Here is a 22915-nt window from a genome sequence, read left to right on the forward strand (position 1 = left end):
CGTGACCCCGGCCGGGGCCCGGGCTTCGCTGGTCTGACGCCTGCCGATCCTGAGCATCCTCCGCCCTCCGCCGGCCGTAGGTGCGGTGATCCGGAGCAGCGCCACCATCGCGTCGCTTTGGCCAAGTTTGGGCGATATGTCGACGTCGTCTCACTTACGCTCCAGCATGTCATCCAGTCATCGACCCGGGACACCTGGTGCGTGCTCGTGCCGCTCGGTCGGCACACCGTCAGCGCGCTGACCTTGGCGTCCCCGCCGGGCTGGGCCTCTGTCGCCGGAACCACGGAGATGCGTGAGTCACGATGAAGGAAGCAGACACCATTGCCCTGCCCCACCTCGGGCCGGAGGAGGTCGGCGTAGAGGATCCCTGGGGCGAGGACCGTGCGGTCCGGCCCGCGGGTGAGCGGGCCGCCGCCCACCGCCGTCGGGCACCCCACACCTCCCGCTGGCGGGTTGCGGCGTGGCTGGTGCCGGCGCTGCTGATGGGCGTCCTCGGCGCCGTCCGGGCCGGCACACCCGGGCTGCGGATGGAGGAACTGGCGACCTGGCGCAGCGCCACGTCGTCCTGGCGGGACAGCTGGTCGGCGCTCTACGGGGGCGACGGCACGACCACGCCGTACCACCTGCTGATGCGCGGCTGGGCCGAGGTGTTCGGTGCCTCCGACCTCGCCCTGCGCGTGCCGTCCATCCTGGCCCTGGTCGCTGCCGCGGCGCTGCTCGGCGCGACGGCGGCGCGAATGTTCGCGCCGGTCACCGGCGTCCTGGCCGGTGTGATCCTCGCGCTCCTACCGGCGTCGACGCGGTACGCGCAGGAGGCCCAGCCGTACGCGCTCACCCTGCTCGCCGCGGTGCTCGCCACCTGGCTGCTCCTGTCGGCCGTCGACCGGCCGAGGCTGTGGCGCTTCGCCGCGTACGGCGGCGCGGTCGCCGTCCTGGGCCTGGGCCACGTCCTGGCGCTCCTGCTGCTCCTCGGCCACGGCTGGGCCGTGTTCGCCTTCCGGCGCGGCGTGGCCGGCAGATGGCTGGTTGCCGCCTCCGTGGGCGCGCTGCCGGCGGCCGCGCTGGTCTGGCTCGCCGTGCGGGACGGCGGGCGGATCTTTCCGATGTCCCGGCCGAGCCTGACCGCTCTCGCGGCGACCCCCAAGGAGTTGTTCGGCGTCGCCGCGCTGGCGGCGCTGCTGCTCGGGCTGGCGCTGCTCAGCCTCCCGCTGCGGTACTCCGCGGCCGTCTTCACCGCATGGGCGGCGGTCCCGCCGCTGGTCCTGCTGCTCGTCGCCCAGGTCACCCCGATCTGGTCCCCGCAGTGCCTGCTCTTCACGCTTCCGGCCTGGGCGACGCTCGGCGCGGCCGCCCTGTCCCGGGTGCGCGCCCGATGGTCGGTGGGCATGGTGGCGGTGATCGCCTTGATCGGTGCGCCGGTGCAGGTCGCCGCGCGGGCACCGGACGGGCACGCGCAGGACCCCCGCCGGCTGGCGAAGATCATCGACGGACGACTGCAGCCCGGCGACGGCGTGATCTACGGCTCGGGCGACGCCGGGAACGGCTCGGACATCCGGAATGTGGTGGCGCACTATCTTCGCGCCGACCGCCGCCCGGCGGACGTGCTCCCGCTGCCCGCACCAGTCGTCAAGGGTGGACGACCGACCGCCGGATGCGCCGACGTCGCCGGTTGCCTGCGCGGCGTGCGGCGACTGTGGGTGATCCGCGTCGGTGAGCGGACCGACCCGGTGCCGCCCATCGGCGGCGGGGCCGAGGCGCTGCTCCGGAGCAGGTACCACGTGGCGCAGGTCTGGCGACCGACCGGCTTCACGCTGGCCCTGCTGGTGGACGAGCGCACCGATCTCTGACCGGCGGCCGCGCCCGGCGTCCGCGTGCCCGCCAGCCTCACGTCAGCTGCGTAACCAGCGACTTCTGCTCTCCTTTGCCCGCTCATGATCAGCCGCTGTCGAGTTCCTGGCGAACAAGACTCAGACCCATGGGGGAAACGTGGCCGTCGCCACCGATGCACGCCTGTCCCGCGCCACGACACCGGAGACCTCGGGCGACAGCCCTCCCGTGGTCTCCCCGTCCCAGCCGCCGTCCGGCCAGGGCCCGGACCGCCGTCAGCTGAACATCAAGGCCCGGCTCGCGTACGCGAAATGCGGCGTGATCGCCGGACCGCTGGTCGCGCCGCGGCGCTCGGACGCGGCGGTCGAGTTCCGCCATGTCGCCACGCGCGCAGCGCGGGTGATCCTGACCCTGTTGGTCCTGGTCAACAGCGCGGCCGGGCTGCTGTTCATCGGCTGGCTGCTGCTTCCCCAGCACGTACCGGGCACGAGCGGGACCGGGCTCGGAAGCTGGCAGACGGTGGCGGCCCGGGTCGGCTTCTGCGTGGTCGTCGGCGTCGAACTGATCCGCCTCGCGCAGAACGTGGTCGTCTGGATGTTCGCGTTCCACGCCAAGGACCCGGTCCCGGTCGACCCGCCGGTCGGCCTGCGGGTGGCCCTGCTCACCACGATCGTGCCCAGCAAGGAGCCGCTCGACGTCGCGGAGCGGACCCTGCGGAGACTGCGCCAGATCGTGTACTGCGGCCAGGTCGACGTCTGGATCCTCGACGAGGGCGACGACCCGGCGGTTAAGGAGATGGCTGCGCGGCTCGGCGTACGGCACTTCAGCCGCAAGGGGCGGCCGGAGTACAACCAGCCCGACGGCGAGTTCCGTGCCAGGACGAAGTCCGGCAACCACAACGCCTGGCGGGCCGAGCACGAGGATCAGTACGACGTGGTGGCCAACGTGGACCCGGACCACGTGCCGCTGCCGCACTTCCTCGAACGGACGCTCGGCTACTTCCGCGACCCGGACGTCGCCTTCGTGGTGACGCCGCAGGTGTACGGCAACATGCACCAGAACTTCGTCGCGCACGGCGCCTCGGTCCAGCAGTACCTCTACAACGGCCTCATCGCACGCGGCGGGAACGGACTGGACGCGCCGCTGCTGACCGGCACCGGTCACCTCTACCGGCCCTCGGCATGGCGGACCATCGGCGGCTACCAGGATTCGATCATCGAGGACCACCTGACCAGCATCCGCATCCACGCCGCGACCAACCCGGAGACGGGTAACAAGTGGAAGGGCGTCTACACACCCGACGTGGTCGCGCTCGGCGAGGGCCCGACATCCTGGGCGGACTACTTCAACCAGCAGAAGCGGTGGGCGGCCGGCATCTGCGAGATCCTCGTCCGCCCCGAGCTGCGCGCGCCACGTGAGCTCCCGGCACGGCGGCGCTGGCAGTACCGCCTGCTGCAGTTCTACTACCCGAGCGTGGCGGTCAGCCTGCTGCTGGGCAACCTCGCCACCGCGATGTACCTGCTCACCGGGGTGGGTACCGCGCAGCTCGACGTCACCGTGTGGTCCCTGCTGTGGGGTTCGACCTTCGTCACCTGGTTCGTGCTGTGGCTCTGGCTCCGCCGGTTCAACATCGCCCCCCACGAGCGGGAAGAGATCGGCATGGTCGGCATGGCGCTGGCGCTGTTCGCGGGGCCCGTCTACGTGGCCGCCGGGTTCACCGCGCTGCTGCGCCGGAAGCTGGGGTTCGTGGTGACGGCCAAGGGAAAGCTGCGCACCACCGAGTCGTTCCGCACGTTCCGGTTGCACTTCTGCTGGGCGGCCGCCTCCGCCGGCCTGCTCGGCGCGAGCTTCGTGCTGAACCACAGCTCACCCCTGCTGCGGGTGTGGCCGGTCCTGACCCTCCTGACCGGTCTCGGTCCGCCGCTGATCGCGCTCGTCTCGAACATTCGGGCCAATCGTGAGCAGCACCAGGACACGGCCGAGCCCGCCGCCCACGCCGACAGCGAGGAACGCCGGCCGCCGAAGTCCCGGGTGGCGGCTGAGGGGGTTCTGCAACGATGAGGTTCACCGTTCCGCGGGTCATGATGGTGTTGACCGGCGCGCTGCTGCTGACCTACGCCTTCGCCGTGGCGCCCGCCGCCACCCCCGAGGGCCGGGGCAGGGCGGTGACGGCCGGCGCAGAGGCGCCCGACCAACCCAGCGCGTCGCCCGGACCTCGGGGACCCTTCCCGCCGGCGGGGAAGACGTTCATCGGCATCATGACCGACAAGGGCCCCCACGACTTCACGCCGGTGGACAGCTTCACGGCGGCCGCCAAGCACCAGCCGCAGGTCATGCTCTTCAGCGAGGGTTGGGCGTCCGCCACGTTCGACCGGACGCTCTTCGACCGGATTCGTGACCGCGGCATGATGCCGATGCTGGGCTGGGAACCATGGGACTACCGGCTGGATCAAGGAGCTCGGCAGCAGAAGTTGACCGCCCAGGAGATCGACCGGATCCGGTCGGCTCAACCCACCTACCGGTTGTCCCGCATAGCGGGCGGAGAGTTCGACAGCTACGTGCGGTCCTGGGCGGAAGGGATCAAGTCACTCGGCTATCCGGTGGCCATCCGGTTCGCGCACGAGATGAACGGCTACTGGTACCCGTGGTGCGAGCTGGTCAACGGCAACCAGCCGGGTGACTACGTGAAAGCCTGGCGCCACGTACACGATGTGTTCAGGGCGGCCGGGGTCACGAACGTCACCTGGGTGTGGAGTGCGAACGTCAGATATACCGACCTGACTCCCAAGCTCTCCACCTACTACCCGGGCGACGACTACGTGGACTGGCTCGGCGTCACGGGCTACTACGGCAAGTGGGACTTCGCGGATTACCTCTCCTTCGACGAGATCTTCAAGAAGACCATCACCGAGATCCGCACCTTCAGCAACAAGCCGATGGTCATCACCGAGGCCGGCGCTTCCGACCACAAAGGACGAAAGGCCGAATGGATCAAGCAGGCCTTCCAGACCCTGCCCAGATACCCGGACATCATCGGGCTGATCTGGTTCGAGGTGAACAAGGAACTCGACTGGCGCATCGTGAGTTCGCCGGCCGTGGCCACGGCCTTCGCCCAGGAGGTCGCCGCCCCTCGTTACCAGGTCACCTGGTCGCCGGACATGCTCCCGCGCACGAAACTGGAGGACTAGATGGCGGGTCCCGACGTACCGGGTCAGGAACGGCACCCTTCTGCACTGATGAGGTTGACCGTTCCGCGGGTCCTGCTGGTGCTGATCGGCGCGCTGCTGCTGACCTACGCGGTCGCCATGGCACCGGCCACCATGTTCGGGGGCCGGGGGGACGGCCGGTCCGAGCGGCTTGCGAAGGCCGAGCCGGGTGCATCGCCCCAGCCGGCTGCGGAACTCTTTCCGCCGGCCGGCAAGGCGTTCATCGGTGTGATGACCGAGAAGGGCCCGCGCGACTTCGCGGCGCTGGACACGTTCACCGCGGCCACGAAACACCAGCCGCAGGTGATGCAGTTCAGCTCGTGGTGGGCGTCCGACACCTTCGACCGGGCGCTCTTCGACCGGATCAGCAATCGGGGGATGCTGCCGATGCTGGCCTGGGAACCGTGGGACAACAAATTGGACGAAGCGGCACGGAAAAGGGGGTTGCCCGTCCGCGAAATCGACAAGATTCGGGCTAACCAACCGAACTACCGGTTGTCCCGCATAGCGGGCGGAGAGTTCGACAGCTACGTGCGGTCCTGGGCGGAAGGGATCAAGTCACTCGGCTACCCGGTGGCCATCCGGTTCGCGCACGAGATGAACGGTGACTGGTATCCGTGGTCCGAGGCGAGCAACGCCAACCGGCCGGGCGAGTACGTCACCGCGTGGCGGCACGTACACGATCTTTTCCGGGCGGCCGGGGCCACCAACGTGATCTGGGTCTGGAGCCCGAATGCCAGATGGGACGAGTCGCTCCCCGAACTCTCCGGGTTCTATCCGGGCGATGAGTACGTCGACTGGGTGGGCATCTCGGGCTACTACGGCATCGGGGTCTATACGGACTACCGGTCCTTCGATGAGATCTTCGGCCCCACCATCACCGAGATCCGCGCGTTCAGCAGGAAGCCGATGGTCATCACCGAGACCGGTGCCTCGGACGCCACCGGGCGCAAGGCCGAATGGATCACGGAGGCGTTCCGGGTGCTGCCGAGCCACCCAGACATCATCGGCCTCATCTGGTTCGAGGTGGACAAGGAGCTGGACTGGCGCATCGTGAGTTCCCCCGCCGTGGCGAACGCCTTCGCCACGGCGGTCGCCGCCCCTCGTTATGACTTCAGCTGGTCGCCCTCCGCGCTCCCGCGGAAGGAACTGGAGAAGTAGGCATGCTCTTGCCCACGAGGGGATCTGCCATGGTGAGACCGACCGTTCCGCGGGTGATGGTGATGTTGACCGGCGCGCTGCTGCTGATGTGCGGCTCCGCCGCGGCGCCGGCCACCACGCCCAACGGCGGGGGCGGCGTCCCGTCCGACCGGCTCGTGACGGCCGAACCAAGCACGGTGGTGACGGCCGGAGCACGAACAATGGCGACGGCCGCACCAGCGACGCCGCCGCCAACAGCACCCGAACTCTTCCCGCCGGCCGGAAAGACGTTCATCGGGGTCATGACCGACAAGGGCCCTTACGACTTCACGGCGGTGGACAAGTTCACGACGGCTGCAAAGCGTCAGCCGCAGGTCATGCTCTTCGGCTCGGGATGGGCGACGGGCAAGTTCGATCGGGCGATCTTCGACCGGATCAGCGAGCGCGGCATGCTGCCGATGCTGGGCTGGGAGCCGTGGGACTACCGGCTGGATGAAGCGGCCCGGAAGAAGAGAATCGCGGCCCGCAAGATCGACCGGATCCGGTCCAATCAACCCGCCTACCGGTTGGCCCACATCACGCGTGGGGACTTCGACAGCTACCTGCGGTCGTGGGCCGTAGGGATCAGGTCACTCGGCTACCCGGTGGCCATCCGCTTCGCCCACGAGATGAACGGCGACTGGTACCCGTGGTGCGAGCTGGTCAACGGCAACCGGCCGGGCGACTACGTGCGGGCCTGGCGCCACGTACACGACGTGTTCCGCAAGGCCGGGGCCACCAACGTCATCTGGGTGTGGAGCGCGAACGTCAGATGGAGCCACTCCACCCCGAAACTTTCCACCTACTACCCGGGCGACGCCTATGTGGACTGGCTCGGCGTCAGCGGGTACTACGGCACCGGGGTCTATACGTCCTACCGGTCCTTCGACGCGATCTTCAAGAAGACCATCACCGAGATCCGCACCTTCAGCAGGAAGCCGATGGTCATCACCGAGACCGGTGCCTCCGACGCCACGCGGCGCAAGGCCGAATGGGTTAGAGAGACCTTCCGGATCCTGCCCGGATACAAGGACATCATCGGGCTGATCTGGTTCGAGGTGAACAAGGAACTGGACTGGCGCATCGTGAGTTCCGCCGCCACGTCGAAGGCGTTCGCCCAGGCGGTCGCCGCTCCCCGGTACGACTTCCGCTGGTCGCCGGACATGGTTCCGCGCACTGAGGTCGGCGGGCGCTGAACACGTCCGGGCACGTCGCACGGGGATTTCTGCCATAGACTCCGGTCTTTCTGGTACCACGAGTCCAGGGAGGACCCACGTGTCGAGCGAAGCCCGACCGCACGCCGTCCCGCCGCTGCTGTCCCGCCTCGCGGGCGTCGCGGTGATCTCCGCCGCGCTGGTCGCCGCAGCTGGCGCCGCCGCAGTCGCGGCGCCGGCCGCCGCGCCGGAACCCACGAAGGGGCCGTGCGCGTACACGCCGACGCCGGACGAGCCGGCGGCCCGGCCGGTGCGGTTGCCGCCGGACCCCCGGCGGACGCCGGATCACGGCACGGTCCGGGTCACCCTGCACACCAGCCAGGGCCTGATCGGGCTGACCCTCGACCGGGAACAGGCCCCGTGCACCGTGCAGAGCTTCCTGCACCTGGCCCGGCAAAAGTTCTACGACCGCACGCCCTGCCACCGGCTCACCGCGTACCCGACCCTGAAGGTGCTGCAGTGCGGCGACCCGTCCGGCACCGGCGAGGGCGGGCCCGGCTACCGGTACGCCGACGAACTCCCCACCAACCTGCCCCCGGCGCCGACCGACCCGACCGGGGTCCGCCGGCTCTACGCCCGAGGCACCCTGGCCATGGCCAACGCCGGCCCGGACACCAACGGCAGCCAGTTCTTCCTCGTCCAGTCCGACTCGGCGCTGCGCCCCAACTACACCGTCTTCGGCACCGTCGACGAGGCCGGGCTGGCCACCCTGGACCGGATCGCGACCGGCGGGATCGCCGCCACGCCGGAGGACCCGGCGCCGATCGACGGCGCGCCGGCCCTGCCGGTGGAGATCTCCCGGGCCACCCGGGGCCGCTGAGACGCCACCCGGCGGGGCGGATCGCCGCCCCGCCGGGCGAGGCCTGCAACGTCAGGGAACCCGGGTGCCGCCAGCGCGGCGGCGCTCCTGCTTCAACCGGTAGAGGCGCTGGTCGGCGGCGTGCATCAGCGCGGCGAGCGTAACGCCGTCGTACGGCGCGGTTGCCGCGCCGATGCTCAGGCTGTTGTGCGGACGTACCGCCGTATCGAGCCGGGCGGCGATCGTCCGCGCGGTGACCTCGTCGGCGTCGACGAGGACGACGACGAACTCGTCACCGCCGACGCGGGCGATGGCGTCCTCGGCGCGGAGCGCTCCGCGTGCCGCCGCCACCGTCCGGCGCAGCAGGTCGTCGCCGGCGGCGTGCCCGAGCCGGTCGTTGACGAGCTTGAAGTCGTCGAGATCCAGGCAGAGCAGGGACGGTCCGGGCCGGCAGCCCCGGGCGAACAGGTGTCTGGTGAACTCGGCCAGGCCGCGCCGGTTCAGCGCACCGGTGAGCGGGTCCAGCGCGGCCAGCGCGCGGAGCTGGGACCGCTGCCGGGCCAGGGTCCGGGTCTGGGTCGAGCAGACCGAGCTCAGCACCAGCATGCCCGCGAGGTAGACGAAGACGTGACCGGGCGGCGGCGGCTGTCCCGTGGCGGCGACGGCGAGGTAGGCCCCGACGGTGAGTGCCTCGAGCGCCAGCATCAGGCGCAGGTGGGGCGTTTGGCTGGCCACGAAGACGCTGGTGGTCACGAAGCCCAGGGCGGCGGGGGAGGTGACGCCCCCGTCCCAGTACGCTCCGAGCGCCGCGACGATGAGCGTGACCATCAGGATCGCGAACGAGGTCCGGTAGCCCGACGCTTTCGTGGTGACCGTCGTCGCCGCCCAGATGCCGACGATGCCGGAGGCCATCCCGCAGCCGAAGACGGTGAGCATGAGGTCCCGGTTCGGCTGGTCGAGCGTCACCAGGCAGTAGACGACGGCGACACCGTGCGAGATGACGTGCAGGTCCGCACTCAGCTGCATCCTTCGGCGACGCTCGGTAACCTCACTGCTCACTGCTCTCACGCCCCCCGGGTGGGTCCGTCAGGCGGCGTGTGGGCAGGGTCGCTCGACAGCCTGTCGGTGGCAGGTGTGCAGGCCACTCCGCGGGTGCACTTCACCACCTCGACATTGAATGTTCTGCGTTCGTTAACAGTCAATACCTCGAGCCGGCGCACCTACGGTGAGTGACGTGCCGGCGGCACGCTGACGCTCCGCCAGGGCGAGCGGAGGGCCGAGCCGACCGCCAGGCCGTAGCACGGGCGGGCGAGACCATTGACGGCCCCGACCGCACCGTGATGCCTCCCGAGCCGCTGGGGTGACGGCGGTGATCAGCGGGGCACCGACACGGCCGTGACGATCAGGCCGTGGGCGACCAGCCAGCGGCCGCGCAGCTCGGTCAGCGGCGGGCCGCCGTCGGTACGTGTCCCGTCGACCAGCAGCCGGGCCATGAAGCTGCCGGCGGCCGGATCGACGGACAGTTCGGCGTCCTCGAAACCGAGCCACCGTCCGGTCACCGGATACCACGCCTTGTACACCGACTCCTTGGAGCTGAACAGCAGCCGGCCCCAGTGGACGGTCGGGTGGGTGTCGCCGAGCCGGCGCAGCAGCTCCGGCTCGCCGGCGACGGTCACCGTCCCGTCCAGCCCGTCGGGCAGCGCCTCGTGCGGCTCCGCGTCGATGCCGAGACTCGCCAGGTCGGTGTGCCGCGCGACCGCCGCGGCCCGGTAACCGGTGCAGTGGGTGATGCTGCCGACCACGCCCGCCGGCCACACCGGCTCCCGCCGGGGACCGGAGCGGATCGGGCCGGGGGCGCACCCGAGCTTGCCAAGGGCCTCCCGGGCGCAGCGGCGAGCGGTGACGAACTCCCGGCGGCGGGCCTCCACGGCCTTCGCGACGAGGTCCTGCTCGCCGGGGTACGGGGCCTCGCCGGGGATGTCGGAGAACGCGTGGACGGCCACGACCGTCGGCGGCAGCAGGGTTTCGATCATCCCTTGCCACCCAGGATCAGGCGCATCGGCCTCGGCTCCCCGCCGCGTCGGCGCCACTCTCGCGGGTAGCCCAGCGACACCTCCTCGAACCGCACCCCGTCGTACCCGGTGGTGCGCGGGATGTGCAGGTGCCCGTAGACGGCCGCGACGGCCCGGTACCGCACGTGCCAGTCGGCGGTGCGTTCGGTGCCGCACCACTGCGCGAACTCGGGGTAGCGGAGGATGTCCGTGGGCTGGCGGACCAGCGGCCAGTGGCTGGCCAGCACGGTCGACAGCGCCGGGTCGATCGCGGCCAGCCGGCGCTCGGTCTCGGCCAGCCGGGCCCAGCACCAGGACTCCCGATCCGGGTACGGATCCGGGTGCAGCAGCATCTCGTCGGTGCACACCACCCCGACGTCGTACGCCCGCCGCAGCGACTCCTCCTTGGTGTTCGTGCCCGGCGCGCGGAACGAGTAGTCGTAGAGGACGAACAGCGGGGCCACCACGACCGGCCCGTCCGCGCTGTGGAACACCGGGTAGTCGTCCTCCGGCGTAAGCACGCCGAGGTCGCGGCACATCCGGACCAGTGCCTCGTAACGGTCCCGCCCGCGCAACGTCACCGGGTCGGCCGGATGGGTCCACAGCTCGTGGTTGCCCGGCGCCCAGATCACCGTGGCGAACCGCTCGCGGAGCTGCCGCAACGTCCGCTCGACGGCGCCGAAGTGCTCACCCACGTCGCCGGCCACGATCAGCCAGTCGTCCGCCGACCCCGGGTGCAGGCCGTCGACCACCTGGCGGTTCTCGGCGTACGAGACGTGCAGATCACTGACCGCGAACAGCGCACCCGTCACCCGCTCGATCCTGCCACCGGCGCCCGGCACCGGGAAGATCACGACGGGCCGCCGGCCGGTCGGATGCCCGACCGGTGGCAACTCTGGGAGCCGGTTGAGGGGCCGCCGCCGGTCGGGCCAGAATGGGCGGCATCGGTGTCGCGACCCCGGCGGCGGCGCAGGGCCGTCCGGGCTGAAACGTCGACTCTTCACGGAAGGGACGACGGATGCACCCGATGCTGCGTCGACTCGACGACCTCGCCGCCCACCTCGCCACCCGGCCGGACACCCTGGCGCTGCTCGGCCTCGGTTCCGCCGGAGCCGAGCACGACCGGCTCGACGCCCACTCCGACCTGGACTTCTTCCTCGTCGTCGCGGACGGCGCGCTGGCCCGCTACGTCGACTCGGTCGACTGGCTGGCGGTGCCCTGCCCGGTGGCGTACAGCTTCCGCAACGAGCGCAACGGGCGCAAGGCGCGCTACGCCGACGGGATCTTCGTCGAGTACGCGGTCTTCACCGTCGACGAGTTGGCCCGCCTGCCGTTCACCGGCGCCCGGGTGGTGTGGCAGCGCCCCGAGGCGCCCGCCGGGTTGGACCACTGGGGACCGCCGCCCCGGCCCGCCACGCCGTACGACACCGTCGAGTTCCACCTCAACGAGGCGCTGACCAACCTCTACGTCGGCCTGCACCGGGAGCTGCGCGGGGAGCGGCTCACCGCGTCCCGGTTCATCCAGTCGTACGCGGTGGACCGGGTGCTCGCCCTGCTGCGGCTCACCGCCCCGCAGGCGGCGGCCCACCGGCGGGACCCGTTCGACCCGAGCCGGCGGGTGGAGCGGGCGTACCCGCCGGAGGTGCTGCCGCTGGCCGAGATGGTGCCCGGCTACCCGCACAACCGGGCGGCGGCCCGAGCGACGCTGGACTGGCTGGCGGCGCGCTTCCCGGTCGACCCGGTGCTCGCCACCGCCATCCGCGGCCTGCTGACGGCGGACGCGGACGGCTGACGGCTGACGCGCCGATCCGGTCACCCGGTGAGCCGGTCGGCGAACTCGTCGGTGGCGCGCAGCAACTCCCGGGCGATGCCCGGTTCCGCCGCGGAGTGGCCGGTGCCGGGCACCATCCGCAGCTCCGCCTCCGGCCACCGTTGCGCCAGGTCGTACGCGGACACCGGCGGGCAACAGAGGTCGTAGTGACCGTTGATGATGACGGCGGGCAGATGGCGGATGCGGTCCACCCCGTCGAGGAGTTGCGTCTCGCCGGTGAGGAAACCGCCGTGCCACGCATAGTGGGAGAGGATCCGGGCGATCGGCAGGGCGTGCTCGCCGGTGCTGAAGTGAGCCAACATGCCTGGGTCCGGCAGCAGTGAGGAGTTGACCGCCTCCCAGCGTCCCCACGCCGCCGCGTAGGCCCGCGCCTCGGCCTCGTCCGGCCCGTGCAGCCGCCGGTGGTACGCGGCCAGCACGTCGTGCCGCTCCGCCTCGGGGATCGGCGCGACGAAGCGGTCCCACTCCTCCGGCTGGAGGTGGCGCAGGCCGCCCTGGTAGAACCAGTCCCGCTCGAACCGCCGCATCAGCAGGACGCCGCGCAGGAGCAGGCCGGTGACCCGGGCAGGGTGGGTCTGCGCGTACGCCAGGCCGAGGGTGACGCCCCACGACCCGCCGAACACCAGCCACGAGCCGATCCCGAGCCGCTCGCGGATCACCTCCAGGTCGTCGACCAGATGCCAGGTGGTGTTGGCGTGCAGGCCGCCGAGCGGGGTGCTCCGGCCCGCGCCGCGCTGGTCGAACAGCACCACCCGGTAGCGGTCCGGGTCGAAGAACCGCCGCGCCGCCGGGACCAGGCCGCCGCCGGGCCCGCCGTGCAGGAAGACCACCGGTATGCCGTCCGGCCGGCCCACCTCCTCCACGTACAGCTCGTGGCCGTCGCCGACGGCGACCCGGTGCGTGGCGTACGGCTCGATCGGTGGGTACAGGCGTGGCTCGGTGGCGCTCATGCCGAGTCATCCTGCCCGCTCGGCGTCGGCCGCGGGGGGTCGGTCAGCAGGCGATGCCGCTGCCGAGCCCGTCCAGCAGTGCGTCGGCGACCCAGCCGGACACCCCGGTCGAGGTGTCCTTCAGATAGGTCCAGCTGTAGGTGGTGTGCCCGTTCGCGGTGACCCGGTCGCCGGCGGAGTAGCAGTGGAAGTCGACGCCGTGGCTGAGCTGCCCGTATCCCAGGGAGGCGCAGCTGGTGTGCGGGCCCGTGCGGATGTTGACGTTGCTGGCGTCGAAGAGCTGGCCGGACCTGCTGTCGACGTTCTCGTGGAAGTGGCTGCAGCTCGCGCTCGCCGGCGCCGCCACGCTGACCACCGCGACACCCGTGGACGCGACGGTCAGTGTGACGGCCGCCGCGATCGAGGAAAACTTCCGCACTTTGATCAACCCCCCGAAGTCGAAACCGTACGCTCAGTGATCCGAATATTTGCATGCCTCAAGGTCCACGGCAAGGGTTCTCAGGCCGTCGGTTGCACCGGGCGGACGCTCTCCGGCGTGACCAGGGCGGCGGTCGCCGGGCTGCGCCGGGCGGCGAGCGCGAACCACAGCACCGCCGGGACCAGGAACACCCCGGCCGTCACCACCCCGGCCCCGAGCGAGACCCGCTGGCCGACCCAGCCGGCCGGCGGGCCGCCCGCGATCTGGCCCGCCGCGTCCACCTGCGACCAGATCGAGAAGACCGTCGCCCGGGTCCCCGACGACGTGTTCGCCACCAGCCAGGCGTTCAGCACGGGCGTGGCGGCATGCCGCAGCAGCGCCGCCGCCAGGTACGCCGCGACGGCCACTCCGATCGCGTCGGCCAGCCCGAAGCAGACCACCGACGCCGCCGCGGCCGCCTCCACGGCCACCAGCAGCAGCGCGACCCGGCGCGGACGGGTCGCCTCGACCAGCCGGCCGAGCAGCCCGGTGAGCAGGATCGAGCCGAACGCCGCGACCACCGCGAACGCCCCCAGCCACACCTGCGGCGTCAGCGTCCCCGGCAGGGTCAGCTCGGTGACGAACCGGGGCTGGGACAGCCGGTCGAACCCCTCGCTGCCCAGGCCGAGGAAGAGCGCACCGGCCAGGGCGTACCCGAGGACCCGGTGGCGGCGGACCACGCCGACGCCCGCGACCAGCTGGGCCCGCAGCGAGCCGAGCCCGCTCCGCGCCCCGGCGGGCGCCGGCGACCAGCCGCGTTCCGGCATCGCGACGGCGAGCGCCACCCCGAGGGCAAGCGTGACGCCGCCGCCGACCAGGATCGGCGCCGCCAGGTCCACGCCGGCCAGCGCCACCGCCCCGGCGATACCGAGCACGGTGCCCAGCTGGGCGAACTGTCCGGCCCGGACGAACGCCCGGCCCACCCCCGCCACGCCGATCTCGTCGGCGGCCCACGCCTCCAACGCGCCGTCGACGCAGACCGCCCCCACCGCCCAGACGGCGTTGGCGGCCAGCAGCGCGGGATACGTCGGCACCAGGCCCCAGAGCAGCAGCCCGGCGCCCATCAGCAGGTGGCCGACGACCACCGACCGGCGCCGGCCGTACCGGTCGGCGATCACCCCGGTGGGCACCTGGGCGACGAAGCAGACCAGCTCCATCAGCGTGCCGACCAGGACGAGCTGCCACGGCCCCAGACCGACGACCTGGCTCTGGTAGACGAGGTTCAGGGTGAAGGCGGTGTTGCCGGCGAAGGCGCCGACCCCGCTGAGGACGAGGAAGAGACGGTAAGCGGACACGCGGAGACTCCCGGGACGGCCGAGCGGTGTCCCGGTGCCGGCGGTACGACCCGTTGCTGAAAGGTCAGCGGCCCTGACGGAGACGCACGGCACCGGGGGAGGGGAGGGTGTGGCACTGCTGGCTGGTCGGCTGATCGATCCTATGTGGTGTTTTCGGTCGCTGGTGGCGACGTTCGGCGGCCGGATTTGCGGGATCCGGTCCCGTATGGTGAAGCGTCGACTGTTGGTAGCCGCGGGTGAGGGCGTGGGGTAGTGGCTGGCGTGTGGTTGACGTCGACTGCGACGTGCACCGCGTACCGGGCGGTGTGCGGTGGTAAGCCCGACGCGCCCGGAGTCCAGAGGCCTGCGGCTGGGCGGGTACTCGCTGACCGGGTGGGGTGGCTGGCGGACCTGGTGCGGGGTATGGCGGATCAGGTGATCGCCGCGCATTGGTCGGATGCCGACCTTGTGGTGCTTGCCGGTGGGGTCGGCGCTGATGGGAGGCGTCTGCCGAGCAGCGGGTGGATGGCGTTGCGCCGGCTCGGTTGGGGTGCCGTGGCACCGGCGGGTGTGGTGGTGTCGGATCGGGTTCGTCGCATCGCGGAGGAGGAAGCCGCCCGGGCTTTGCGTCTGGGATCTCACCGTCGTGCGGTGGTTGCCGCGCTTCTTGCGACGTGGCCGGCCGATCCGTTCGCCCGTACCGGTGACGAGTGGTCTGCGTTGCGGGCGACGCTACCCGAAGGTTGCGATACCGCGACGATCCGTAACCGCACCCGGCAGATCACCGCATACCTTGGCGTGCATGGGCGGCTGCCCGCGGGGCTATTTGAGCTGGAGCGTCAGCCGACGGTGGCGCGGCAGGTGAGCCTCGCCGCGGCCGACCGGCAACAGGTCGTCGTCGACTGGACCGACGGCCGCATGGTGCGCGTGTGGTCGCAGCTTCCGGTATGTGCGGCACCGGGCTCCTACCGCGACTGGCTGTGGCACGCCTTCGACGTGGTGCTGCCGCCCACCGTACCCACCGGAGTGAAGGTGTGCACCCCGACGTTGCGGCCCCGCGATGGCAGGGTTCGCGTCGACCTGCCGTGGCAGACCTCCCACACTCCGGTGCCGGCGCGCGGGCACGCGCGGGGGCTCGGTGTCGACTGGGGGGTGAACACCCTGCTGACCGCGACCGTGGCCGACCTCGACCAGGACGGCTGCGTCGTCGTGGACGGGCGGCCGTTGCGGTTCGACGCGACCGGCGTGTCGGCGAAACTGGTGCGACTACGCCGCCTGCGCGAACACCTGCGCACCAAGGCCGACCATCTGACTCGGCTACGTGACGGTCGGCCCGCCCACGCCCACGCCGACCCGGCGCTGACGGGCAAACTTGCCCGACTAGAGGCTGAGCATGCGGCGGTGTGCGCCCGGATCCGGCATCTCAACCACGCTCTTGCCTGGTCGGCGGCGAGGTGGCTCGTCGACCACGCGGCCGGAGCCGGCACCACCGTGATCTACGTCGAGAATCTCGCCACCCTCGAGGCGCATGGCCGGTCACGCAGCCTCAACCGGCGACTGTCCGGTGCGGTACGCGGCGCCGTGTTCACCGCCGTCGCTCACCTCGCCGCGAAAGCCGGCATCGCAGTCGTCACCGTTCCCGCCCGTGGAACCTCATCCGGCTGTCCCTGCTGCGGTGGTGTGGTCACGCACGTCAAAACCCCGGACCGCAGCGTGGCCGGGTACCGGTGGGCCACCTGCTCGTGTGGCCTGTCACTGGACCGCGACCACGCCGCCGCGCAACGCATCGCCGCCCGAGGCCTGGCCAACCAGACCAAAGCGCGTCGCGACCGCAGCGGCCAGGCCACGATCCGCACAGCCACCGACACCCCAGTCCGACGCCGGGCGCGTCGAGCAACCCCAACCACGACGACCAGGCCAGCGCGGGACCGACGCAAAACCGCACCCACCCGCAAGCAGACCCGACCTACAGGCGAGACTTCACGCCTGCTGCCCTTGAGACGGCAGGTTCCCGCCCCGACAGAACCCCCACCCGGGTCTGCCGGCAAGCGTCCGGCGGGACGGACACCCCAGGAGATCAACCCGACAGGGCCGGTCCGCCAGGTGCCGCACACGGTTTCCACCACCACCCCACGACACCCCCACCGGGAACGCGGGGCAGCCCTCGGCCGCGGCTTCCACCGCCACGTGCACGCCACCCCCACCACCCAGAGGGACAGCGGTACAGGCGGGATGCCCCGCTTGCCGAGGAGCACATAGGAAACCAGAGACGCTGCGCGTCGCTGTCATGGCCTCCGCCGCGGTCGTCGCGCTCCTGCGGACCGTACCGCCCGTGCCGGCCCCGGCCGAGGAGGGCCGCTGGGCCGCGCTGCGGGACCGGGGGTACGTGGCGGTCACGGCGCTCGACGGGATCATGTCCATCCAGCACCAGGTGCTGCTCTTCGCGCTGCCGTTGTGGATCGTCGAGCGCCCCGACGCGCCCCGATGGCTCGTCGGCCCTGACCGCGCTGGCCAACACTGCGCTCGTGGTGCTGCTCAGGCGCGGGCCAGTCGAGGGGGCGACGACACCGCCTCCGCCGGGCGGGCCGTGCGCCGCTCGGGCGTGGCGTTCCGTGCCGGCATGGCGGCCATGGCTGCCGCGCCCGGGCTGCCCACCCCGCTCGCCGCGACCGTCATCGTCGTCGGCATCTGCGTGCACACCGTCGGGGAGCTGTGGCACTCGGGGGGCTCGCTGGAGCTGCGGTTCAGCCTCGCCCCGGCGCACGCCCAGGGGCAGTACTGGGGCCTCTTCGGGTTCGGCGGCGGCTTGGCCAACGTGGTCGCGCCCACGGTCCTGGCGCTGTGCTGCGTCGCCTGATGGCTTGCTGCGCGGCGGCGTCTTCCTTGCGGTGGGACTGGCGATGCCCACCGTGGCCCGCTGGGCGGAGCGGACCGGGCCGGCCCGCCGCGGACGGCACCGGAGCTGGTCGCCGGGGGCGTGTGACGCCGGCGGCCGCCAGCCGGTCACTCGGAGGACCGCCGGAGCGGGATGATGGCGGGAGCGTACGGCGGAGCGGAGACGACGATGACGACAGTTCGGGCGTTCTGGCTGGACGAGCAGCTCGACCGCGAGCGGGGCGCCGCCGGTCACGGCCGGTACGGGGCCGAGGTGTCTCGCCGGCTGAACGAGTTCGCCGACACCTGGGGCGACATCGCTCCCGTGGGCTTCGCGGTGACCGCCTGGCGGCTGGCCACCACGCTGGAGCCGCCGTACGTGCGCTGGCACCGCCGGGTCGTCTCCGCAACCTGCGCGCGCAGCCCGTGGGACGGCAGCCTCACCCGCGCGGTCACCCTGGTCTCCCCGTGGCCGGCCGAGCTGACCTGGAGCCGCCAGTGGCAGCGGGACCGCGGCTGGCGGGACTGGCCGGAGGTGTTCGGCCAGTTCGTCACGCCGGCCGATCGGGATGTGACCCATACCCCGCACCTGCGGGGCACGCTCCAAATGAAGGCGTCGCTTCCGCTGGACGACCTGCCACCGGCGCCGGACCGGGCGGGCAACGCCGTCTCCGGCGCCGCCCCGCGGGCCGTCGCCTCGGCCAGCAATCCGGCCATCGCTCGTCGCGGTGCTCGCCCGAGAACTGGACGCGCTGCTCGCCCCGGTGATCGAGCAGCTCGACGCCGGGGTGCCGGCCGGCGCCTGACCGGCTGACCGGCGCCCGCCTGGGGCGCCGGTCAGCCAGAGCCGGGCTCAGGCGGTGGCCGGCACCCCGGCGTCGGGGTCGCTGGCCCGCTCCTCGCCGGTTTCCACCTCGTGGGCGATCCGCGGCGCCGGGGTGCGCACGGCGAACGCGTTGAAGCTGGGGCGGTCCAGCGGCGCCCGCTCGGTGTACGCGTCGGCGCCGGGCCGTTCGGCGCGGGCGGGGTCGGCCGGGGCCGGATCGGCGGGGTCGGCGACCGGCCGGACCGCCACCTGCGGGTACTCGGCGGTCTCCGTGCCGCCCGCCGCGGCCGCCATGACCGCCGCCGCGGCCAGGTCGGCGACCCGCTTCGCTTCGCGCTGCACCCGGGCCCGGGTCTCCTTGGCGTGCTGCTCCGCGAGGTCCGCCGCCCGGCGCGCCTCGTCCAGCCGCCGGGTCTCGGTGGCCAGGTCGCGGCGCACCTCGACCAGGCGCTCCTCCAGCTCGGCGCCCTGCTGCTCGACCGTCGAGGCCTCCCGCCGGGTCTGTTCGAGCTGCTCGCTGCCGGTCTCCAGCTCGGCCTTGAGCTGCGCGAGGGCCTCCTGCCGGTGCTGGATCTCCTGCTGCACGGTGGACAACTGCTCCTGGTGGGCGGCCGTCTCCTCGTCGGCGCGTTCCCGCACCTCGGTGGCGTACTGCTGCGCCTCCTCGACCAGGGCGGCGATGTCCCGTTCGGCGGCGCTGGCCCGGTCGGCCAGTTCCTGCTCCGCGGCGGCCCGCCGCTCGTCCAGCTCGCGGGCCATGGTGGCCTGCCACTGGGCCAGCTCCTGTTGGGCCTTGCTCCGGTTCGCCTGCACCTCCTGCTGGATCTGGGTCCGGGCGGCCTTCACCAGCGCCTCCGAGGCCGAGCGGGCCTGCTCCACCTGCTGGGTGCTCTGCTCGGCGATCCGCTTCGCCTCCTGTTGCGCCCGGTCGTGGGCGGCCTGCCCCTCCGACTGGAGCTTCTCCGCCAGCTCCCGGATCGCGGTTAGCTCCGCCTGCGCGGCGGCCCGCCGCTCCTCGTCGGCCTTCTCCTGCTCGGCGCGCCGGGTGGACAGCTCCTCCTCCAGCTCCCGCAGCTCGCGGTCGGCCTCCTCCTGGGCCGCGGCCAGCACTTTCTCGGCCTGGGAATGGAGCTCGCCGGCGCGCTTGGTGGCGGCCTCCGCGATCTGCCCGGCCTGCTTCTCGGCCAGCTCGATGATTTGGTCCACCATCGGGCCAAGGTCCCGGAACGACGCCCGGTCGGCCGCCGCGGGGCGCTGCCGCAGCTCGATCGCCTCGGCCTGCGCCCGCTGCAGCTGGGTGGCCAGCTCCCGCGCCTGCGCGTACGCCCGGTTCCGGTCGGCCGCCAACGCGGACACCTCGCCATCCATCTGCTCGACGTACCGCTCCACCTGGCGTTTGTCGTAGCCACGTAACGCCGTCTCGAACCTCGGCCGCCCGGACGCGTCGTCATGGGGTGCGAACGGTTCCTCGCCGTTGGACATTCGCCATCCTCCGTCGGTTCGCCAGCGCCAGGCCGGCGGGGCATGATGAGGCGCAACGGTACCGTCGTCGGCGCGCGGGTCCCGCCCCGCCCCGGCCCTCGGCGGGTCCGGACCGAGCCGGGAGGGCAGAACATGCGGATCGCCCTGTTCGTCACCTGCCTCGCCGACACCCTCTACCCCGAGGCGGCGAAGGCGACGGTACGGCTGTTGGAGCGCCTCGGCCACCAGGTCGACTTCCCCGCCGACCAGACCTGCTGCGGGCAGATGCACGTCAACACCGGCTACCCGGACGAGGCGCTGCGGCTGGTCCGCCGGCACGTCCGGGCCTTCGCCCCCTACGACGTGGTGGTCGCCCCGTCGGGCTCCTGCGTCGGGTCGGTCCGGCACCAGCACGCCATGGTGGCCCGGCGGTCCGGCGACGAGCCGCTGGCCAGCCGAGCCGAGGAGGTCGGCCGGCGCACGTACGAGCTGTCCGAGCTCCTCGTCGACGTGCTGGGGGTGACCGACGTCGGCGCGTACTACCCGCATCGGGTGACCTACCACCCGACCTGCCACTCGCTGCGCATGCTGCGGGTGGGGGACCGGCCGCTGCGCCTGCTCCGCGAGGTGCGCGGTCTGGACCTGGTGGAGTTGCCGCAGGCGGAGCAGTGCTGCGGCTTCGGCGGCACGTTCGCGGTGAAGAACGCCGACACGTCGACCGCGATGCTGGCGGACAAGATGCGGAACGTGCTGGCCACGCGGGCTGATGTCTGCACGGCGGGGGACGCGTCGTGTCTGATGCATATCGGTGGTGGGCTGTCCCGGCTGAGAGCGGGGGTGCGGACGGTGCATCTGGCGGAGATCCTGGCTGCCACCGAGACCGTCGGGGCGACGAGGGGGTGAGCGGAGTGCGGACCTTCCTGGGCATGCCGACGACCGCCCCGCGCGGGGTCGGCCACCTGCGCGGGGACGAGCCGTTCCCGGCCGCGGCCCGCCGGGCACTCGGCGACGCGCAGTTGCGCCGCAACCTGCGCCACGCCACCACGACGATCCGTGCCAAGTCCGGTGCGGTGATCGGCGAGGTGCCGGACTGGCCGGAGCTGCGGGCCGCCGGGCGGGCGGTCAAGAGCGACACCATGGCCCGCCTGCCGGAACTGCTCGAACAATTGGAGGCGGCGGTCACCGCGGCCGGTGGCACCGTGCACTGGGCGGCGGACGCGGTCGAGGCGAATCGGATCGTCACCGACCTGGTCCGGGCCACCGGCGCCGACCGGGTGATGAAGGTCAAGTCGATGGCGACCCAGGAGATCGGCCTCAACGAGGCCCTCGAGGCCGCCGGGATCGAGCCGGTCGAGACCGACCTCGCTGAGTTGATCGTCCAACTCGGCCGGGACCGGCCCAGCCACATCCTGGTGCCCGCCATCCACCGCAACCGGGCCGAGATCCGGGAGATCTTCCGGCGGGAGATGCCGGGCGTCGACCCGGCACTGACCGACGAGCCGGCGGCCCTCGCGGCGGCGGCCCGCCGGCACCTGCGCGAGACCTTCCTCAGCACCCGGGTGGCCGTCTCCGGGGCGAACTTCGCCGTCGCCGAGACCGGCACCCTCGCCGTGGTCGAGTCCGAGGGGAACGGGCGGATGTGCCTGACCCTCCCGGAGACCCTGATCACCGTGATGGGCATCGAGAAGGTCATCCCCACCTGGGCCGACCTCGGGGTCTTCCTGCAACTGCTGCCCCGGGCGTCGACCGGGGAGCGGATGAACCCGTACACCTCGATGTGGACCGGGGTCACCCCCGGCGACGGGCCGCAGCAGGTGCACCTGGTGCTGCTGGACAACGGCCGCAGCGCGGTGCTCGCCGACGAGGTCGGCCGGCAGGCGCTGCACTGCATCCGCTGCTCCGCCTGCCTCAACGTCTGCCCGGTGTACGAGCGCACCGGCGGGCACGCCTACGGGTCGGTCTATCCGGGGCCGATCGGGGCGGTGCTCTCCCCGCAGCTCACCGGCGTCGACGACAATGCCTCCCTGCCGTACGCCTCGTCGCTCTGCGGGGCCTGCTACGACGCCTGCCCGGTGATGATCGACATCCCGTCGATCCTGGTGCACCTGCGGGCCCGTAGCCCGCACCCCCGGAGCGAGGCGGCGGCGATGGCCGCGGCCGCGTACACGATGGACCATCCCCGGCTGTACGCGGCCGCGCAGCGCGCCGCGGGCCTGGGCCGGGTCGCCGGCCGCGCGCTCCCGCCGCCGCTGAACGGCTGGACCGCCAGCCGGGACGTGCCGGCGGCGCCCCCGCAGACCTTCCGGCAGTGGTGGGCCGAGCACCGGAGCGGGTCGTGAACGCGCGCGAGGTCGTGCTGGCCCGGCTGCGCGCCGCCCTGGCCGCGGCGCCGCCGGCCGTGCCCGGGCCGGGCCCCGCGCCGCGCAGCCAGGGCGACCGGCCGCCGGGGCATCCCGACCTGGTCGACCTGCTCGAGCGGCGGCTGACCGACTACCGGGCCGAGGTGCACCGGGCAGCCGGGTCGGACCTCGCCGCCACGGTCGCCGGCATCCTCGCCGCCGCCGGCGCCCGGACCGTGGTCGTGCCGGCGGGGCTGCCCGCCGACTGGCGGCCCGAGACGGTCGAGGTGGTGGTCGACGACGGCCTGCCCGCGACCCGGCTGGCGGAGCTGGACGCCGTGGTCACCGCCGCGGCGGTCGCCGTCGCCGAGACCGGCACGATCGTCCTCGACGCCGGCGCCGACCAGGGCCGGCGGGCCATCAGCCTGCTGCCCGACCTGCACGTCTGCGTGGTCCACCCGGCGCAGGTCGTCGGCATCGTGCCGGAGGCCCTGGCCCGGCTAACCCCAGACCGGCCGCTCACCTGGATCAGCGGTCCCTCGGCCACCAGCGACATCGAGCTGAACCGGGTGGAGGGGGTGCACGGCCCGCGCCGGCTGCACGTCGTGCTCACCGAAGGCTGAGCCG

General features: G+C 72.3%; 20 protein-coding genes. 13 read left to right on the top strand and 7 right to left on the bottom strand.

Translation table 11 applies throughout. The features are described from left to right. Positions 1-302: 302 nt before the first annotated feature. The 6 genes from ACFYOS_RS22165 to ACFYOS_RS22190 all read left to right on the top strand — a co-directional run bounded on the left by ACFYOS_RS22165 (position 303) and on the right by ACFYOS_RS22190 (position 8246). Positions 303-1847 (top strand): glycosyltransferase family 39 protein, encoded by a 1545-nt coding sequence (locus ACFYOS_RS22165; RefSeq protein WP_387144646.1) that lies wholly within the window; start codon positions 303-305, stop codon positions 1845-1847. A gap of 139 nt (positions 1848-1986) precedes the next feature. Further along, positions 1987-3888 carry a glycosyltransferase family 2 protein gene (locus ACFYOS_RS22170; protein WP_387144649.1) on the top strand — a complete coding sequence of 634 codons (1902 nt, stop codon included), beginning with the start codon at positions 1987-1989 and terminating at the stop codon, positions 3886-3888. Continuing rightward, entirely contained in the window at positions 3885-5015 is a 1131-nt protein-coding gene (locus tag ACFYOS_RS22175) for a glycoside hydrolase family 26 protein (RefSeq protein ID WP_387144652.1), read from the top strand. Before ACFYOS_RS22170 ends, ACFYOS_RS22175 begins: the two co-directional genes overlap by 4 nt. A 48-nt stretch (positions 5016-5063) precedes the next feature. Then, complete coding sequence (locus tag ACFYOS_RS22180) at positions 5064-6194, top strand: glycoside hydrolase family 26 protein (protein ID WP_387144655.1); 1131 nt, start codon at positions 5064-5066, stop codon at positions 6192-6194. 29 nt (positions 6195-6223) lie between these two features. After that, on the top strand, positions 6224-7408 hold the full coding sequence (locus tag ACFYOS_RS22185) for a glycoside hydrolase family 26 protein (RefSeq protein ID WP_387144657.1): 1185 nt from the start codon (positions 6224-6226) through the stop codon (positions 7406-7408). Positions 7409-7487: 79 nt separating this feature from the next. Then, positions 7488-8246 (top strand): peptidylprolyl isomerase, encoded by a 759-nt coding sequence (locus tag ACFYOS_RS22190; protein ID WP_387144659.1) that lies wholly within the window; start codon positions 7488-7490, stop codon positions 8244-8246. A 51-nt stretch (positions 8247-8297) separates the two neighbouring features. Here the strand turns inward: ACFYOS_RS22190 and ACFYOS_RS22195 are convergent, their stop codons facing one another. From ACFYOS_RS22195 to ACFYOS_RS22205, 3 genes are all read right to left on the bottom strand, one after another. After that, on the bottom strand, positions 8298-9251 hold the full coding sequence (locus tag ACFYOS_RS22195; protein ID WP_387144661.1) for a GGDEF domain-containing protein: 954 nt from the start codon (positions 9249-9251) through the stop codon (positions 8298-8300). Between the two features lie 347 nt (positions 9252-9598). Further along, positions 9599-10258: a 4'-phosphopantetheinyl transferase gene (locus ACFYOS_RS22200; protein WP_387144663.1), complete on the bottom strand. Its 660-nt coding sequence runs from the start codon at positions 10256-10258 to the stop codon at positions 9599-9601. Further along, entirely contained in the window at positions 10255-11118 is an 864-nt protein-coding gene (locus ACFYOS_RS22205) for a metallophosphoesterase family protein (RefSeq protein WP_387144771.1), read from the bottom strand. Before ACFYOS_RS22205 ends, ACFYOS_RS22200 begins: the two co-directional genes overlap by 4 nt. A gap of 185 nt (positions 11119-11303) precedes the next feature. On the opposite strand from ACFYOS_RS22205, the gene ACFYOS_RS22210 reads away from it, so the two are divergent. After that, complete coding sequence (locus tag ACFYOS_RS22210; protein WP_387144665.1) at positions 11304-12068, top strand: hypothetical protein; 765 nt, start codon at positions 11304-11306, stop codon at positions 12066-12068. A 20-nt stretch (positions 12069-12088) separates the two neighbouring features. Here the strand turns inward: ACFYOS_RS22210 and pip are convergent, their stop codons facing one another. The 3 genes from pip to ACFYOS_RS22225 all read right to left on the bottom strand — a co-directional run bounded on the left by pip (position 12089) and on the right by ACFYOS_RS22225 (position 14809). Then, positions 12089-13057, bottom strand: a complete 969-nt coding sequence (pip, locus tag ACFYOS_RS22215) for a prolyl aminopeptidase (RefSeq protein ID WP_387144668.1) — start codon at positions 13055-13057, stop codon at positions 12089-12091. Between the two features lie 43 nt (positions 13058-13100). Then, a complete protein-coding gene (locus tag ACFYOS_RS22220) occupies positions 13101-13475 on the bottom strand; it encodes a hypothetical protein (RefSeq protein WP_387144670.1) in 375 nt (124 codons plus the stop codon). 80 nt (positions 13476-13555) lie between these two features. Then, the gene (locus tag ACFYOS_RS22225) at positions 13556-14809 is read right to left on the bottom strand and encodes an MFS transporter (protein WP_387144672.1); all 1254 of its coding nucleotides are present in this window, start codon (positions 14807-14809) and stop codon (positions 13556-13558) included. Positions 14810-15211: 402 nt separating this feature from the next. On the opposite strand from ACFYOS_RS22225, the gene ACFYOS_RS22230 reads away from it, so the two are divergent. From ACFYOS_RS22230 to ACFYOS_RS22240, 3 genes are all read left to right on the top strand, one after another. After that, the gene (locus ACFYOS_RS22230; RefSeq protein WP_387144674.1) at positions 15212-17047 is read left to right on the top strand and encodes a zinc ribbon domain-containing protein; all 1836 of its coding nucleotides are present in this window, start codon (positions 15212-15214) and stop codon (positions 17045-17047) included. Between the two features lie 28 nt (positions 17048-17075). After that, positions 17076-17645 (top strand): hypothetical protein, encoded by a 570-nt coding sequence (locus ACFYOS_RS22235; protein ID WP_387144676.1) that lies wholly within the window; start codon positions 17076-17078, stop codon positions 17643-17645. Positions 17646-17852: 207 nt separating this feature from the next. Then, positions 17853-18476 (top strand): hypothetical protein, encoded by a 624-nt coding sequence (locus ACFYOS_RS22240; RefSeq protein ID WP_387144678.1) that lies wholly within the window; start codon positions 17853-17855, stop codon positions 18474-18476. 39 nt (positions 18477-18515) lie between these two features. Here the strand turns inward: ACFYOS_RS22240 and ACFYOS_RS22245 are convergent, their stop codons facing one another. Further along, a complete protein-coding gene (locus ACFYOS_RS22245; protein WP_387144680.1) occupies positions 18516-19970 on the bottom strand; it encodes a hypothetical protein in 1455 nt (484 codons plus the stop codon). A gap of 132 nt (positions 19971-20102) precedes the next feature. On the opposite strand from ACFYOS_RS22245, the gene ACFYOS_RS22250 reads away from it, so the two are divergent. From ACFYOS_RS22250 to ACFYOS_RS22260, 3 genes are read left to right on the top strand one after another with little or no spacing between them, the layout of a single operon-like run. Continuing rightward, complete coding sequence (locus ACFYOS_RS22250) at positions 20103-20852, top strand: (Fe-S)-binding protein (RefSeq protein ID WP_387144682.1); 750 nt, start codon at positions 20103-20105, stop codon at positions 20850-20852. Positions 20853-20857: 5 nt separating this feature from the next. Next, entirely contained in the window at positions 20858-22288 is a 1431-nt protein-coding gene (locus ACFYOS_RS22255) for a lactate utilization protein B (protein WP_387144685.1), read from the top strand. After that, positions 22285-22911, top strand: coding sequence for a lactate utilization protein C (locus tag ACFYOS_RS22260; protein WP_387144688.1), 627 nt, complete (start codon positions 22285-22287; stop codon positions 22909-22911). Before ACFYOS_RS22255 ends, ACFYOS_RS22260 begins: the two co-directional genes overlap by 4 nt. The last annotated feature ends 4 nt before the right edge of the window (positions 22912-22915 follow it).

Source organism: Micromonospora sp. NPDC005806, from assembly GCF_042871425.1.
Classification (GTDB): domain Bacteria; phylum Actinomycetota; class Actinomycetes; order Mycobacteriales; family Micromonosporaceae; genus Micromonospora.

Excerpts from the sequence above, each read along its gene's own strand:
- ACFYOS_RS22210 (WP_387144665.1), top strand. The coding sequence starts at position 11,304 with ATGCTGCGTCGACTCGACGACCTCGCCGCCCACCTCGCCACCCGGCCG.
- ACFYOS_RS22195 (WP_387144661.1), bottom strand. The coding sequence starts at position 9,251 with ATGCAGCTGAGTGCGGACCTGCACGTCATCTCGCACGGTGTCGCCGTC.
- ACFYOS_RS22240 (WP_387144678.1), top strand. The coding sequence starts at position 17,853 with ATGACGACAGTTCGGGCGTTCTGGCTGGACGAGCAGCTCGACCGCGAG.
- pip (WP_387144668.1), bottom strand. The coding sequence starts at position 13,057 with ATGAGCGCCACCGAGCCACGCCTGTACCCACCGATCGAGCCGTACGCC.
- ACFYOS_RS22185 (WP_387144657.1), top strand. The coding sequence starts at position 6,224 with ATGGTGAGACCGACCGTTCCGCGGGTGATGGTGATGTTGACCGGCGCG.
- ACFYOS_RS22230 (WP_387144674.1), top strand. The coding sequence starts at position 15,212 with ATGGCGGATCAGGTGATCGCCGCGCATTGGTCGGATGCCGACCTTGTG.
- ACFYOS_RS22165 (WP_387144646.1), top strand. The coding sequence starts at position 303 with ATGAAGGAAGCAGACACCATTGCCCTGCCCCACCTCGGGCCGGAGGAG.
- ACFYOS_RS22250 (WP_387144682.1), top strand. The coding sequence starts at position 20,103 with ATGCGGATCGCCCTGTTCGTCACCTGCCTCGCCGACACCCTCTACCCC.
- ACFYOS_RS22180 (WP_387144655.1), top strand. The coding sequence starts at position 5,064 with ATGAGGTTGACCGTTCCGCGGGTCCTGCTGGTGCTGATCGGCGCGCTG.
- ACFYOS_RS22200 (WP_387144663.1), bottom strand. The coding sequence starts at position 10,258 with ATGATCGAAACCCTGCTGCCGCCGACGGTCGTGGCCGTCCACGCGTTC.
- ACFYOS_RS22245 (WP_387144680.1), bottom strand. The coding sequence starts at position 19,970 with ATGTCCAACGGCGAGGAACCGTTCGCACCCCATGACGACGCGTCCGGG.
- ACFYOS_RS22175 (WP_387144652.1), top strand. The coding sequence starts at position 3,885 with ATGAGGTTCACCGTTCCGCGGGTCATGATGGTGTTGACCGGCGCGCTG.
- ACFYOS_RS22235 (WP_387144676.1), top strand. The coding sequence starts at position 17,076 with ATGGCCTCCGCCGCGGTCGTCGCGCTCCTGCGGACCGTACCGCCCGTG.